Here is a 15,313-nt window from a genome sequence, read left to right on the forward strand (position 1 = left end):
AAGAGGTCTGTGAATTTATCACAGACCTCTTTTTATATAAAGTATGAATTTCTGCTTATAAAGCGTTTGAAACTACTTCTTTTACTTCAGGAACCATACGTTGTAATAAGTTCTGAATACCAGATTTTAAAGTGATTGTAGAGGATGGACAGCCGCTGCATGAACCACGAAGTTCAACAGTAACCACACCTTCTTCAAATGATTTATAACTGATTGCACCACCATCCTGTTCTACAGCAGGACGAACGTAATCATGTAATATCTGCTGGATTTTGATTTCAAGATCAGATCCCTCAAAAGCAGGTGCTTCTTCTGCAGTTGCTTCTTTAATTTTATATTCTGATTCTACAGCACCTTTAACAAACTCTTTTAAAATAGGTTCGATATCTGGCCATTCCGCATCTTCAGTTTTTGTAACGGTAACGAAATTGCTTGCGAAAAACACGCCGCTAACAAAATTAAACTTGAATAATTCTTTTGCAAAAGGAGAGTGCTCAGCACTTTCTTTTGTAGCGAAATCCTCGCTGCCGTTAATCAGAAGTTTATTAACCATAAACTTCATGGTGGCAGGATTAGGCGTTTGTTCTGTATATACGTTAATAGTCATTCTCTCTTTTTTCTTACAAAAATAAATAATTCGTAATTCAATTACAGATATCGATGTCTGTTTTAGGTCATTATATACTATTGTGTATTAAAGGCCTCTTTTGAATTTTGGGTTCTTTAAAATACGCCTGTATAATTAAACGGGGTAATTTGTTTAAGTTCCTGTTTTAAATCTTCATTGATTTGAAGACCATCAATAAAATCTGCCATAGTATGTGCAGTTATTTTCTGATTGGTACGTGTCAGATCTTTTAAAGCCTCATAAGGATTAGGGTAAGCTTCTCTTCTGAGTACAGTCTGAATCGCTTCGGCAACTACTGCCCAGTTGTTTTCCAGGTCAGCAGCAATAACTTCATTGTTTAACAGCAGCTTGTTTAGTCCTTTTAAAGTAGAAGCAATTGAAATTGCAGTATGAGCCATTGGTACACCGACATTCCTTAATACAGTAGAATCTGTTAAATCTCTTTGTAAACGGGAAATTGGTAGTTTTGCAGCGAAAAATTCAAAGAGTGCATTCGCTATGCCAGCATTACCTTCTGCATTTTCGAAATCGATAGGGTTTACTTTATGAGGCATTGCAGATGATCCTACTTCACCTTCTTTGATTTTTTGCTTGAAATAATTTTTAGAGATATATGCCCAGATATCTCTGTCAAGGTCAATAATAATTGTATTAATCCTTTTCAGGGCATCACACTGTGCTGCAAACTGATCATAATGTTCAATTTGAGTGGTATGTTGCGCGCGGTTTAAAGTTAATACCGTATTAACGAAATGATTAGAGAAGTCTACCCAGTTGATGCCTGGATAAGCGATATGATGTGCATTAAAGTTTCCTGTAGCACCGCCAAATTTAGCACTGTGAGGAATGTTTTTCAGGTTGTTCAGCTGGATTTCTAACCGCTCTGCAAAAACTAAAAATTCTTTACCCAGTTTAGTAGGTGATGCTGGCTGGCCGTGGGTATGTGCCAATAATGGAACATCTTTCCATTCTGCAGCCAATTCCTGAAGTTTAACAATTAATAACTGGATATTTGGATAATATTCTTCTTCAAGTGCAAGTTTAAAGGTATATGGAATTGCTGTATTATTGATATCCTGTGAAGTAAGGCCGAAATGGATAAACTCTTTAAAGTCCCCCAGACCTAAATCATCAAATTGTTTTTTGATAAAATATTCAACAGCTTTAACATCATGGTTAGTGATCTTTTCTGTTTCTTTTATTTCCTGAGCATTTTCATCACTAAACTGCTCAAATATATTACGGAGTTTGCTGTAATTTGTTTTATCAAAATGGCTTAAACCTGTTAAACCAGTTTCACATAAAGCGATGAAATATTCAATTTCAACGTATACTCTATATTTAATTAAAGCCGATTCCGAAAAATATTTAGCTAAATTTTGTGTGGTATTTCTATAACGACCATCAACTGGTGATATAGCTTGAAGAGGAGATAAATTCATGTATAGGAATGTTTTTACAAATGCAAAGGTAGCATTTTACTCAAACCTACGGGCACAAAAAAAAGGCTTTGGAGAACCAAAGCCTTTTTGTAGATTTTATCTAGCTTATTTTTTAGCTTCAGCAGCTGGTTTAACTTCAGTTGTAGTAGTTTTAACTGCAGTATCTTTAACTGTTGAATCTTTAACTGTAGTATCAACGTCAGTAGTAACTACTGAAGAATCAGTTACTGTAGTGTCAGTTGCACCAGCTTTTTTTTCTGAGTTACAAGCTGCTACTGATAAAGAGATTGCTAAAGCTAAAAAGCCAAATTTGAATAAGTTTTTCATTTGAATTCTGTTTAAAATAATTAATTAATTTTACAGATTAATACCACAATGATCAAAAGGTAACCCACCATTTTAAAAAAAGATTTAAAATAATTTTTTTGCCTAATATTGGGTTACCATTCACGTATAAATGTATTAATTGGTGAGTAACAAGTTAAGCGATTCATTTCCAACAGATAGAGAGGTAGTTTTAGGGATACTAAATAACTCAGAAGATGCACTTAATAAGCTGTACATCGGGTATTTTCCGATGGTTTTGCAGTTTATTATGAATAATAACGGTGATGAAGATGATGCAAAAGACGTCTATCAGGAAGCAATTATTATTTTATATAATAAAATTAAGAGCGGAGATTTTGAGTTAAGCAGTAAACTAAAGACATATATATACTCAGTTTGCAGACGCATCTGGTTAAAAAAGCTTGCACAGCAAAGCAAAAAAACTAATAATGTTTCTGACTTTGAAGATATAGTGTCAGTTGAAGTAGATTTAGAATACCATGAAGAGAAGGATCTTCAATTTGAGAAGATGGGTTCGGCATTACAGAACCTGGGGGAACCCTGCAAAACTATTATTCAGGATTTTTATATTAATAATCTCTCCATGCAGGATATCTGTGAGAAATTTGGTTATACCAATACGGATAATGCCAAAACTCAGAAATATAAATGTCTGCAGAGATTAAAGAAACTTTTTTTTCAATCTTAATTACGGTATGAGGAACGACATAGAATTAGATGCTATCATTGAAGATTACCTCCAGGGTAAACTTACAGCCGCAGAAGCAGAAGCTTTTGAAAAACTGCGTGCCAATGATCCTGTAATTGATCATAAAGTAGTTGCACATAAAGTTTTTATGGATGCAATTAAGCAATATGGTAAGGTCCTTTCTTTAAAAGAGCAAATGGATAGAGCTCATGCACGTATTGATGTAGCTTCGTTAAGTGAACAACTGAAACCGCATCCATCGTTCATTATCAATATGTGGCGCAAGAACAAATCTGCAATGGCTATTGCTGCGTCGTTTATCCTTTTAACTATATTCTCTATCTATTCTATACAGCATAATACCATGCAAAATGGTACCTATGAAGTGATGAGAAGAGAGATTACCAATATCAAGAACAATCAGAATAAACTGGTAAGAACGATTAATTCAAGCCCTAAAGCTGAAAAAGGACATATTAATGCAGCTAAATTTGGTGGTACCGGATTTGCTTTAACTGCCAATGGTTATTTGTGTACTAACTACCATGTAGTAAGAGACGCAGATTCAGTATATGTGCAGAATAATAAAGGAGAGTCTTTCAAGGTTAAAGTTGTTTACCGTGATCCGCAGTATGATATTGCCATTCTGAAAATTACTGATGACTCATTTACCCCGCTTTCATCAATTCCTTATAAACTAAAGAAAAATAGTATTGGAATGGGCGAGAATGTTTATACACTGGGGTATCCTAAAGATGATGCAGTTTTAGGTGAAGGTTATATCAGCTCAAAAACTGGTCATGTAGGTGATACTACACAATACCAGGTTTCTATTCCAATCAATCCTGGAAATAGTGGTGGCCCTTTACTGGATAACTATGGAAATATTATCGGTGTGATCACTGCTAAAGAAAACCAGGTGGACGGTGCTACATTTGCCATTAAGTCTAAATATATTCTGGAGGCCCTGAATGCGATCCCTCAGGATTCACTGGGGAAGAAAGCTGTATTTGCTAAAAAGAATCCTTTACAAGGTTTAAACAGAACTAAGCAGATAGACAAAATTGAAAACTATGTCTATATGATCAAAGTATATAATTAAGCGAAATGCTTTTTTGAAAAACCCCGGAATATCATAGATGTTCCGGGGTTTTTTATTGATGCAAAATAATATCATTCCCTTTTCTCCAAATAGATATGGCTTAATATAAAAAAGAAGAATTAATAAAGTCTTGCAAATTTTAGATAAGGCATATTGTTTCCATTGTTAAATGTATCTTTAGCATAAGGGCCAAAACTTGCAATTGCTAAACCAGAATAAGTTCTTCTGTATACTTCTCCAATTTCCTTCACAACAAGAACAAATGACATCGATCCGCTAAATGATATTTGTGCATCACCGGAACCAGACAATAGTTGTCTGAAAGTAGCATAGCTAGTTGTCCAGGTTCTCGCAAATGTAAATCCATACATATCTACTGTGACTTTATCAGAGCGAAATCTGCTAAATTGGTATCTGCAGCAACCAACCCCAAAAATGCCATCACCATCTATACTACCTGATATGTTAAAACCACCATATAAATTAATTCTTTTATTCCCTATAATTAATGTTGCATTTGGTATATCTAAACTGTAAGAATGACTACCGCTACTTACAAAATCATTTGTTTTTGTTAACTTGGGAATATAATCGATAGATTGTTCATTATTTGATGATACACGGGGTTTGGTATTACCTAATTCAACCTCAGATTTATCCATGTCTGTTAAAAACTGTTTTGCATCTGCTACACTGGTAAAATCAATTTTAATAGCACCTGTAGGAATCACATCGACATGTTCTAATCCAAATTCATTTCTTAGCACTGTTAGACTGTCTGTAAGTAGTTGATCTGTAGTTTTTTTTGTTGTTTCTTTTGATACAGGTCCATTTTCTTTTTTACAACTTGTAATAATTGTTAATATCATTAAAGATATTAGTAACATTCTCTTCATTTTTATTTCTCTTATAATTAAATTAAATTCAAAATTAGATAATTAAATTGTTTATGAGTTGTTTTTTATTTAATTTAATATTTTATTTTTTATTTCTCAGGCTGTAATTCATTCTTTGTTGATGTGTCTATCTGTCAGACAGTAGATTAGCGTTTAATAGATTTATTGGTATGGAATGAAAATAATTTTTAACACATATGATGGGATAGGCGTTTTTTATAAAACATAATGCTTATTTAGTGGTTTCGTTATTAAAGCCGGTCAGGATGGAATTTGGAAAAGTAAGTTCAGAAAATGTTAAGGATGTAGATTTTACATTGCCTGCGGATGGAGAACAAACACAATGGGTGCTGGATAGCGCAAATGCCGGAAAAGCAAAAGTATTTATCGGTTGTGCGAAATGGGGCAGAAAGGAGTGGGTAGGGTTAATTTATCCTCCTAAAACTAAAGAAGCTGATTTTCTGAATGAATATGCTAAACATTTTAATGCTATTGAACTGAATGCTGTTTATTATCAGATCCCTTCTGTAGAGTCTGTACGTAAATGGAAAAAACAGGCTTCGGATAATGCACCTGGTGATTTTTTATTTTGTCCCAAATTCCCAAAAGTTATCACTCACGATCAAAGATTAGTTGGAGCAGAGCAGGCTACAATAGAATACTTTAAAATAATGTCTGAATTTGGAGAGAACCTGGGACCTTGTTTTCTACAGCTCAGTGAAAGTTTCGGTGTAAAAAGTAAGGCGGTTCTGGAAGATTATATTAAGGCATTGCCAAAAGAATATAAAGTATTTGTGGAGCTGAGACATGAACAATGGTTTGCTGATCCGGTAACCAGACAGCATATCTTTCAGCTTTTCAGAGAAACGAATAAAGGGGCTGTAATTACTGATGTGAGCGGAAGAAGAGATCTGATGCATATGGAAGTTACTATTCCGGAAGTCTTTATCCGGTTTATTGGTAATGGCCATGCCCATAAAAAGAGTGATTTTGCCAGGATTGATGAATGGGGTGCTAGGCTTAAGCTGTGGCAGGAAAATGGACTTCAAAAGATTTATTTCTTTCTGCATCAGCATGATGAACTGGATACACCTTTGCTGGCTACTTATGCAATTAAAGTATTTAACGAACAATTGGGAATCAATCTTCCGGAAATATCTTTCCAGCCAAGATTGTTTGATTAGGATCATTATAATTCTGAGTATTGCAGTATATTGAAATATCTACTATATTAGTAGTGTTTGTCATTAGATATAATTGTTAGATTTTAAATCAAAAAATAATAAGATTATGAGTATCAGAATAGGAGATACCGCTCCAAATTTTAAAGCTAAAACATCAATTGGTGATATCGATTTTTATGAATTTCTTGGCGATAGCTGGGGAGTGATTTTTTCGCATCCGGCAGATTATACCCCTGTTTGTACCACAGAATTGGGTCGTACAGCTTCGTTAAAGGGTGAATTTGAGAAAAGAGATGTTAAGGTAATCGCTTTAAGCGTTGACTCTGTTGAATCTCACAAAGGGTGGATACAGGATATCAATGAAACGCAGGATACGAATGTAGAGTTCCCTATTATAGCGGATGAAGATAAGAAAATCGCTGATTTATACGATATGATCCATCCTAATGCTTCTGAGACGCTTACTGTACGTTCTCTGTTTGTGATTTCCCCTGATAAAAAGGTTAAGCTGATGCTGACTTACCCTGCTTCGACAGGAAGGAACTTTACTGAGGTATTAAGAGTTATTGATTCCTTGCAGCTTACGGCTAAGTATAGTGTGGCAACACCTGCCGACTGGAAAGATGGAGATGATGTAGTGGTTATGAATAGTATTAAAACAGAAGATATTCCGGCAAAATTCCCTAAAGGTCATCAGGTTATAAAACCTTATCTGAGAACTACCCCTCAACCTAATAAATAATTTTAATTACTAGATGCTTTTCTTTAAATTTGATATAATTGATAATTTAAAGAAATATTAATTTTTATACTTGAATATTATGAGTACCGGAAAAGTAAAATGGTTTAACACACAGAAAGGTTATGGATTTATAATCTACGAAGGAAACAAGGATATTTTTGTCCATTTTAAGGATGTTGTAGGCGGTATTGAGAGTCTTCAGGAAAATGATAACGTTGAATTTGATGTAACTGAAGGAAAGAAAGGTTTACAGGCAGTAAACGTTAAAAAGGTATAATTCAATCTTACAGATTGATTGAAGCCTTCCAATTTGAACTATCCCTGATATTATCTGAATTTTGGGGACAGTTTAAATTGGAAGGCTTTTGTTTTAGTAGTGTTGTATTATTGTTGCCCTGAGAATGATTTTCCCTTCTGAACTGCTTTGCGTGAAGATGATAAACTGTGTATCATCAGGCTTAATATGATATTTATCAACTAAAGAAGCTGCCTTGTCAGGGTAGTTTCTGACAATCACGTTTCCAATGAGATTTTTTTCTTTCTTGATTTTTGCCGCAGACATCACCTCATCAATTTTAAAGATCCTTCCTGGAAATTCAGAATGAACTAGATTAGAGGTGTATAACTGTGTCTGATGATGGAATTTATGCAATTGATATCTTTCAGCAATCAGGTTAAAAGCACCGCTTTTCAAAAGGGCTACATCAGGTTCATATAAATATTGCCCAGGAATAATAGCGTCAGTTAATTCTGCAGAGCCTTCTTCGCCCAGGGCAAAACTAAACTGCTTTTGTTTTGCATTTAAAGTTGTACAATTGATTTTAGGTGCTGCATCAAAATCTTTTTCTATAATCCAGATTAATTCCTTACACTCATTTTTAACGCTGATAATATGTATTTCAGCTACATTTCTCAACTCTTTCAAGCCTGCGCTGAGATCTAAGAGCGGAGCCGTTTTAATGAGTATTTGTTTTGCTTTTGCTAACAATAGATCAAGGTTTTCTACGACATTGGGTGTACAGTCTTTCAGCATGAACACTTTTCCTGAACTACTTCTTCTGGCTGGATCAATATAGATACTGTCAAATTCCTGTGTTGTGCCTTTTAGCAATTCAATACCATCTGCACATATAAAAGTGACATTTTCTTCCTTTAATAGAACCCCGTTATAACTTGCAATAGCTGATAGTTCTTCATTGATTTCGCAATGGGTTACCTGCTGCATTCGCTTTGAAAAATAATAGCTGTCTACGCCATAGCCGCCTGTCAGGTCAATGAGTGTATTCCCTTTAACTATGCCTGCTTTATAGGCTGCGGTAAGCTCAGAGGAGCATTGCTCAACGGATAACAAGGGTGGATAATAAATCAGTTCAGTATTGAACCAGGTTGGCAGTTTCTTTAAAGCCTTCTTTTTTGAAGCGATCTGGCTGGCCAGTTCTTTTCCTGTAATCCCTGGAAAAGGGCTTTTTCCCATGGCAATTTTATGCACATCTGCATTTAAATTGCCATGGATATAATCCTGGACGGACTGGTCTGTGAGTTGCTTATTCAATAGTTGATTTATCTTTCATTACAATCTGGCAGGTATGACGGCTTTTTACCTCCAGTAAAACATCTTTGTTTACCATTACCCTGTTAATGGTATCCTGGTTATAATAACGGATAGTAACTAATTCCAATCCTTTATTATACTTTACTTTATATAAGATAGATAAATCCTGAATCAGATGGTTTATTTTTTCTTCTTCATGGTCTACACTCACAGAAAAACTAAGTGCTGAATTCAGCATGGTATTTACCTTTACTTTATGTTTGTGAAACAGGCTGAAAATATCACTCAGGTTTTCTTCAATGATGAAAGAAAAATCTTTTGGTAAAATAGAAATCAGAACCTGATTTACTTTGAAAATAAAAGAAGGTATTGGTAATTCACTGTTGATGTGATTGATTGCTGTACCCTCACTTGTTGGGTGCAGGAACGATTTTACATACAAAGGAATGTTTTTGTTCTGTAATGGTTTAATTGTCTTTGGATGGATAACTGTAGCGCCGTAATAGGTTAGCTCAATTGCATCATGGTAAGAAAGCTGTGGAATGCGTTCTGTTTTATCAAACCATTTAGGATCAGCATTTAATACACCTGGTACATCTTTCCATATGGTCAATGATTTTGCATCCAGGCAGGAGCAGAAGATCGCTGCTGAGTAGTCTGAACCTTCGCGTCCAAGTGTTGTGGTGAAATTCTCACTTGTACTTCCGATAAACCCTTGCGTTACTACAATGCTTTTCTTTAACAAAGGAACCAGGTGCCGCTGAATTTCCATTTCTGTTTTATCCCATTCTACTTTTCCTTCGCGGTAGGTGTTATCTGTTTTAATGAAGTTTCTTGCATCTGCCCATTGAGCTGGTACTTTGCTTTCATTTAAATAGGCAGCTACAATTTTAGTAGATAAAACTTCACCAATAGAAACGATCTGATCATAGATATAATCAGGTGCATCACTTGCTTCTTCTTCCAGCAGCCATTCAATTTCTACGAAAGTATTTGCAATATCATTGAATACAGGATGGCCATGATTACTGAAAAGATCATTTAAGATGTCAAAATGATAAGCTTTGATTTCATCCAGTAACTGATGTGCATCTTGCTGCCCGGATAGATAAGCATTGGATAACAGCTCTAATTTATTGGTCATCTTGCCCATCGCAGAAACCACGATAAGCAGATTTTCTTTTTCAGCCTGCTGAATAATTGCAACAAGATTCTTTACTGCCTCTGCATTCACGACAGAAGCACCCCCGAATTTAAATACCTGCATTTTTTATTTAAAATTTTTTAAAATGGAGCCGGGCTCCAATATGTTTTTGATTTAGCAAAAGGAACTTCGCCTGGAACTTAAAGCTGGTCTTTACTAAAGGAGGTATTCAGCCAGCCTGTTTCAATCTGCGCATCATATTTCTTATAGAAATTTATAGCAGGCTCATTCCAGTCAAGTACCTGCCAGGTCATCCCGTTATAGTTTTTATCTCTTGCTTCTTTCATTACTCTTTCAAACAAGAGTTTGCCCAGTCCTTTTCCTCTTTGACTTTCTGTAACAATAAAGTCTTCTAAATATAACCGGCAGCCTTTCCAGGTAGAGTACCTGGTGTAGTATAGAGCAAAACCAAGAATTCCTGTAGCATCTTCTGCTACAAAAGCTTTCCATACTGGCTGTTTTCCAAATCCGGCTTCTTCAAATTCGGCTAAAGTAACTGTTACTTCTTCAGGCGCCTTTTCATATTCAGCCAATTCTTTAATCAGCTCGAGTAAACGGGGACAATCTTCTTGTACTGCAAATCTGAGTTGAATATCCATTAATTATGCTTTATAATGTTTGATTTTTCTGACACCAAAAATACTACTTCCTATTCTTACCATAGTACTGCCTTCTTCTATAGCCAGTTTATAATCGCCTGACATACCCATTGATAACTCTTTGAATGAATCTTCTTTTCTGAAAAAGCTTAATTTAATACCATCAAAAAAGACCTTTAATTCCTGAAATTCATCTTTAGTCTGTTTTTCGACTGCATTGTTCGTAGCAATACCCATCAACCCGGTGATGCGGATGTTTTTCATGGCAAGATATTCTTCGGATCTCAGTAATTCAATAGTTTCTGCATGATCCAGGCCAAATTTTGTATCTTCATCAGCAATATAAACCTGTAGCAAACAGTCAATTACCCTGTCGTTTTTTGCAGCTTGTTTATTAATTTCAGCCAGAAGTTTGATGCTGTCAACTGATTGTATCAATTTGATAAAAGGGGCAATGTATTTAACTTTATTAGTTTGCAGGTGTCCGATCAGGTGCCATTCGATATCTTTAGGCAGTGCTTCCTGCTTTTCTACTAATTCCTGAACTATATTTTCTCCGAAAATCCGCTGTCCTGCATTGTATGCTGTTAAAACTGCTTCTGCATCATTGAATTTTGATACAGCAATTAATTCAACGTTTTCCCCTTCTAATTCCTTTTTATATTTTAATAAGTTATCTGCTATGCTCATTTATCAGTATTTTTGGTAAAATTAACAACCTTAGCTCAAATAGCTACGGAAAATATAATGTTTTATACACAATGAAAAACTTTTTGTGCATTTGCCTGCTGTTAATCAGCATTGGAGGATGTAAGCCAGGTATACCTTCTAATATCATTCAACCCGACAAGATGGAAGAGGTTTTATATGATGTCCATATTGCGGATGGATATATTGCTACTATTCCAGATCCTGATTCGGCTAAAAACACCAGTGCTGCTTATTATAAAGGTATTTATAAACGGTTTGAAATAGATTCTGCTCTTTATTCAAGGAGTATGAATTACTATTATGATCATCCTGATGTTTTTAATGTGATGTATGAAAAGATTACTGCCAAACTAAAGAAGACAAAAGAGAAAGAGGATAAACTCAATGCAAAAAGATTAAAGAAAATTGAAGCCATCAGAAAGGCGAAAAAAGATAGCCTGGATAAAGCTGACCCTCAAAGGGTAGTAAGAGAGGCCGCTGCTAAAAAAGATAGTCTGGCCAAAGCAGAAGCCCTGGTGAAGAAGACTAAAGCAGATGCTGTTAAAAAAATAAAAAAAGATAGCCTGGCTAAAGTGGCTGAATTGAAAAAGCTGAAAAAAGCAGAGGCTAAAAAATTAAAAGCAGGTGCGGCTCAGAAAGCTTCGTTAAAAAAGGAAGATGAGGCCGGTACTGCTAAAAAGATTCAATAATAATGATATATCCCGATAATTGTTTAGATAGACTTGGCTTCTCTGAAGTCAAACAACTGATCCTGAAACACTGCCTGAGTCCGATGGGACAATATATGGTCAGCAAAATGCAGGTGATGAATAAATTTGATCAGATTAATAAGTTTTTAAGACAAACTAAAGAGTTTAAAAATATCCTGGAAAACCAGGAACCATTACAGATCAGTACTTTTTTTGATATTAAATCGCTCGCTGAAAAGATCAGGGTAGAAGGTAGCTACCTGATGGAAGATGAGTTATTCCAGATTTATCTTTCTTTACAAACTGTTTTTTCAGTATTGCGTTTTTTTGAGGAGAGAAAAGATATTTATCCTAATCTGGAAGCGCTCTTTGAGCATTTGCCGGTAGAAAAAAATATCCTTAAGAAAATAGAGACGATTCTTGATGCTAAAGGTAAAATCAAACCAAATGCTTCGTCTAAATTGCAGGAAATTATTGGTGATATTGCTAAAGGGGAACAGGAAGTACGTAAACGTATGGATGTTATTTATAAGCAGGCTGTAGCCAGCAACTGGGTAGCAGACGGAAGTTTAACCATTCGTGATGGAAGAATGTGTATCCCTATTCTGGCAGAAAATAAGCGTAAGCTAAAAGGTTTCATTCATGATGAATCTGCAAGCGGGCAAACTGTGTATATGGAACCCGAAGTCGTATTTACGCTGAATAATAAAATAAGAGATCTTGAATTTGATAAAAGACGCGAGATTATCAGAATTTTAATTGCCCTTACGGATGATTTAAGACCATTTACTCCGCTACTGCTTTCTTATCATGGCTTTTTGACCAAACTGGATTTTGTAAGGGCTAAAGCGCTGTTTGCAATTGAAGTAGAAGCAGATATGCCGGTATTGGTAGCTGAGCCGAGGATTAAACTGATTAATGCAACGCACCCGCTGTTATATTTATCTTTTAAAGAGGATAAGAAAACAGTGGTCCCCCTGAATATTCATATGAATGAAAATTTACGGATTGTATTGGTTTCAGGACCGAATGCCGGTGGAAAATCTGTTTGTATGAAAACGGTAGGGCTGCTACAGCTCATGCTGCAATCGGGCTTGCTGATACCTGCTCACGAATCAAGTGAGGTAGGTATATTCGATAATATCTTTGCTGATATCGGAGATGATCAAAGTATAGAAAGTGACTTAAGTACTTATAGTGCGCATTTAACAAAAATGCGTTATTTTGTGGCTCATGCTACACCTAAATCATTGGTGATGATTGATGAGTTTGGTACTGGAACTGATCCTCAGTTTGGCGGGCCTATGGCAGAAGCTGTACTGGAAGTGCTAAATAATAAAAAGGTAAGAGGGGTCATGACTACGCATTATTCTAACCTGAAATTATTTGCCGGCAATACTCCGGGACTTGAAAATGCATCTATGTTATTTGATAACGATAAGATGAAGCCTTTATATGTACTGGAAATAGGTAAACCAGGAAGTTCTTATGCTTTTGAAATTGCACAGAATATTGGTCTTCAAAAGGAAGTACTGGCTCTGGCGAGAGAAAAGACCGGAACGAACCAGAATAGAATAGATAGTTTGTTAGTTGATCTGGAAAGAGAGAAGAAGCAAATTTATGATACTAAAATCCAGTTATCCCTGCAGCAGAATAAAGTGAAAAACCTGGTTAAGGAAAATGAAGAGTTGCAGCAGTTTCTGGAAGAAAACAGGAAAACCCTGATTAAAGAGGCGAAACTTGAAGCGCAGACGATCATTAAGAACGCCAATAAGCTGGTAGAAAATACAATTGCTGGTATTAAAGAAAATCAGGCTGATAAAGAAGGCACCAAACAATTAAGACAAACATTGCAAAAGGTGCTGGTCCAGCACCAGGTTAAAGAAGAAAAGAAACCTGAAAAGGTGGTCCCTTCAAATACACCTATTGGGGTTGGTGATTGGGTTCAGCTGCTCAATACCGAAACAATGGGGCAGGTAATGGAAGTTAACCGTGGTAACCTGGTATTGGCATTGGGTGACCTGCGTTCGGTTGTAAAGAAAGACCGTGTACAGAAGATCAGTAATAAACAAGCTAAAAAAGTAGTACAGAGCAATTCATTCTCTGGCCGTATATCTGAAGCTATTGGTAATTTTACGGCTGAACTGGATCTGCGTGGAATGCGTGGAGAAAATGCAATCCAGGAAGTGGAAAAATATATGGACAAATCTATTATGCTGGGTTTTCCATTTATTAAACTGATTCATGGAAAAGGTGATGGTATTCTAAGAAAATTAATCAGAGAATATCTACGGAAATATAGTGAAGTCAACAGAGTAGAAGATGAACATGCAGATAGGGGTGGAGACGGTATAACTTATGTGTATTTCAATTAATTAAACATAATTCATTCAGGATTGTTTATCTTGTTGAATAGATAAACATCCTGCTATGAAAATAATCTTTACTTCAATTTTTATTTTGTTTTTTCTATCAGCATGTGAAAAAAATCAAAATAATGATAATCCAGGCACATTACCTGATGCCGATATCAAGACAGAGATACTCACTCAATCCTTGAAGTTTCCCTGGGAAATTATATATGGGCCTGATAATTTCATCTGGTTTACTGAAAGAGCCGGTAAAATCAGCAGGTTGAATCCACTGAACGGGGTAATTACTTTAGTACATACAATTACCGAAGTAAACAGCATTGGCGAAGGTGGATTACTGGGCATGGCATTACACCCGCAATTTAGTACCAATCCTTATTTGTATGTGGTTTACGACTACGGTTCTGGAAATAATTATAAAGGAAAAGTAGTTCGTTTTACTTTCAATAATGGCGTATTAACCTCGCCTTTAGTTTTGCTGGACCAAATTCCTGCTTCCTCCAACCATAATGGTTCCAGGTTACTGATTACTCCGGATCTTAAGTTATTGATTACGACAGGCGATGCCAATGCCGCTGCTCAGGCGCAGAATACGGGCAGTCTTTCGGGTAAAATATTAAGATTGAACCTGGATGGTTCTGTTCCATCTGATAATCCTTTGCCAAATAATCCGCTGTGGACTTATGGTCACCGAAACCCACAAGGCCTGGTGCTTGCAAATAATAAACTCTATTCTTCTGAACATGGACCTGATAATGATGATGAGATTAACCTGATTCAGAAAGGCAGAAATTACGGATGGCCAAATGTAGAGGGTTTGTGTAATACAGCTGAAGAAAAAACATTTTGTGCTTTGAATGATGTTGCCGAACCAATGATGACCTGGACGCCAACAATTGCTCCTTCTGGTTTAACTTACTATAATTCTGATTATATTCCTCAGTGGAAAAATTCCCTACTGGTGGTTGCACTTAAAGGTACAAGGTTGTTGCAACTGAAACTGGATGAAAGCGGTACTAAAATTACTGCTACAAAAGATTTTCTGCAAAACCAGTTTGGCAGATTAAGAGCAATCTGCCAATCGCCTGATGGAAAAGTATATGTAGCAACCAGTAATGGAACAAATGATCAGATCATAGAAATCTCTGCCCGGTAA

General features: G+C 35.9%; 16 protein-coding genes. 8 read left to right on the top strand and 8 right to left on the bottom strand.

Features of this window, described 5'->3' with window-relative positions; genetic code table 11:
- Window positions 1–55: 55 nt before the first annotated feature.
- The 3 genes from HDE68_RS16880 to HDE68_RS16890 form a co-directional block, all read right to left on the bottom strand.
- Entirely contained in the window at window positions 56–607 is a 552-nt protein-coding gene (locus tag HDE68_RS16880; protein WP_183883393.1) for a NifU family protein, read from the bottom strand.
- 116 nt (window positions 608–723) lie between these two features.
- Window positions 724–2,070, bottom strand: a complete 1,347-nt coding sequence (gene purB, locus HDE68_RS16885) for an adenylosuccinate lyase (RefSeq protein WP_183883394.1) — start codon at window positions 2,068–2,070, stop codon at window positions 724–726.
- A gap of 105 nt (window positions 2,071–2,175) precedes the next feature.
- Window positions 2,176–2,397 (bottom strand): hypothetical protein, encoded by a 222-nt coding sequence (locus HDE68_RS16890; RefSeq protein ID WP_068395604.1) that lies wholly within the window; start codon window positions 2,395–2,397, stop codon window positions 2,176–2,178.
- Window positions 2,398–2,539: 142 nt separating this feature from the next.
- Between HDE68_RS16890 and HDE68_RS16895 the strand changes: the two genes are divergently transcribed.
- Together HDE68_RS16895 and HDE68_RS16900 are read left to right on the top strand one after the other, a co-directional pair.
- Entirely contained in the window at window positions 2,540–3,106 is a 567-nt protein-coding gene (locus tag HDE68_RS16895) for an RNA polymerase sigma factor (RefSeq protein WP_183883395.1), read from the top strand.
- Between the two features lie 7 nt (window positions 3,107–3,113).
- The gene (locus HDE68_RS16900) at window positions 3,114–4,208 is read left to right on the top strand and encodes a S1C family serine protease (RefSeq protein WP_183883396.1); all 1,095 of its coding nucleotides are present in this window, start codon (window positions 3,114–3,116) and stop codon (window positions 4,206–4,208) included.
- A 119-nt stretch (window positions 4,209–4,327) separates the two neighbouring features.
- On the opposite strand, the gene HDE68_RS16905 is transcribed toward HDE68_RS16900, so the two are convergent.
- Window positions 4,328–5,095, bottom strand: coding sequence for a hypothetical protein (locus HDE68_RS16905; RefSeq protein WP_183883397.1), 768 nt, complete (start codon window positions 5,093–5,095; stop codon window positions 4,328–4,330).
- 275 nt (window positions 5,096–5,370) lie between these two features.
- Here HDE68_RS16905 and HDE68_RS16910 point away from each other — a divergent pair, with 275 nt between their 5' ends.
- From HDE68_RS16910 to HDE68_RS16920, 3 genes are all read left to right on the top strand, one after another.
- On the top strand, window positions 5,371–6,288 hold the full coding sequence (locus tag HDE68_RS16910; RefSeq protein ID WP_183883398.1) for a DUF72 domain-containing protein: 918 nt from the start codon (window positions 5,371–5,373) through the stop codon (window positions 6,286–6,288).
- Window positions 6,289–6,394: 106 nt separating this feature from the next.
- Complete coding sequence (locus HDE68_RS16915) at window positions 6,395–7,030, top strand: peroxiredoxin (protein ID WP_111634795.1); 636 nt, start codon at window positions 6,395–6,397, stop codon at window positions 7,028–7,030.
- A gap of 79 nt (window positions 7,031–7,109) precedes the next feature.
- Window positions 7,110–7,307 (top strand): cold-shock protein, encoded by a 198-nt coding sequence (locus HDE68_RS16920; RefSeq protein ID WP_041879135.1) that lies wholly within the window; start codon window positions 7,110–7,112, stop codon window positions 7,305–7,307.
- A 93-nt stretch (window positions 7,308–7,400) separates the two neighbouring features.
- On the opposite strand, the gene HDE68_RS16925 is transcribed toward HDE68_RS16920, so the two are convergent.
- The 4 genes from HDE68_RS16925 to HDE68_RS16940 all read right to left on the bottom strand — a co-directional run bounded on the left by HDE68_RS16925 (window position 7,401) and on the right by HDE68_RS16940 (window position 11,075).
- On the bottom strand, window positions 7,401–8,582 hold the full coding sequence (locus HDE68_RS16925) for a class I SAM-dependent methyltransferase (protein WP_183883399.1): 1,182 nt from the start codon (window positions 8,580–8,582) through the stop codon (window positions 7,401–7,403).
- Window positions 8,575–9,849 carry an aspartate kinase gene (locus HDE68_RS16930; RefSeq protein WP_183883400.1) on the bottom strand — a complete coding sequence of 425 codons (1,275 nt, stop codon included), beginning with the start codon at window positions 9,847–9,849 and terminating at the stop codon, window positions 8,575–8,577. Before HDE68_RS16930 ends, HDE68_RS16925 begins: the two co-directional genes overlap by 8 nt.
- 77 nt (window positions 9,850–9,926) lie before the next feature.
- Window positions 9,927–10,385: a GNAT family N-acetyltransferase gene (locus HDE68_RS16935; protein WP_183883401.1), complete on the bottom strand. Its 459-nt coding sequence runs from the start codon at window positions 10,383–10,385 to the stop codon at window positions 9,927–9,929.
- A gap of 3 nt (window positions 10,386–10,388) precedes the next feature.
- Window positions 10,389–11,075, bottom strand: a complete 687-nt coding sequence (locus HDE68_RS16940) for a YggS family pyridoxal phosphate-dependent enzyme (protein ID WP_183883402.1) — start codon at window positions 11,073–11,075, stop codon at window positions 10,389–10,391.
- 71 nt (window positions 11,076–11,146) lie between these two features.
- Between HDE68_RS16940 and HDE68_RS16945 the strand changes: the two genes are divergently transcribed.
- The 3 genes from HDE68_RS16945 to HDE68_RS16955 are packed head-to-tail and all read left to right on the top strand — an operon-like array spanning window position 11,147 to window position 15,313.
- Window positions 11,147–11,785 (top strand): DUF4296 domain-containing protein, encoded by a 639-nt coding sequence (locus HDE68_RS16945; RefSeq protein WP_183883403.1) that lies wholly within the window; start codon window positions 11,147–11,149, stop codon window positions 11,783–11,785.
- Between the two features lie 2 nt (window positions 11,786–11,787).
- Window positions 11,788–14,160, top strand: a complete 2,373-nt coding sequence (locus HDE68_RS16950; RefSeq protein WP_183883404.1) for an endonuclease MutS2 — start codon at window positions 11,788–11,790, stop codon at window positions 14,158–14,160.
- A 55-nt stretch (window positions 14,161–14,215) separates the two neighbouring features.
- Complete coding sequence (locus HDE68_RS16955; protein WP_183883405.1) at window positions 14,216–15,313, top strand: PQQ-dependent sugar dehydrogenase; 1,098 nt, start codon at window positions 14,216–14,218, stop codon at window positions 15,311–15,313.

The sequence above is a fragment of the Pedobacter cryoconitis genome (assembly GCF_014200605.1).
Classification (GTDB): Bacteria; Bacteroidota; Bacteroidia; order Sphingobacteriales; family Sphingobacteriaceae; genus Pedobacter; species Pedobacter cryoconitis_B.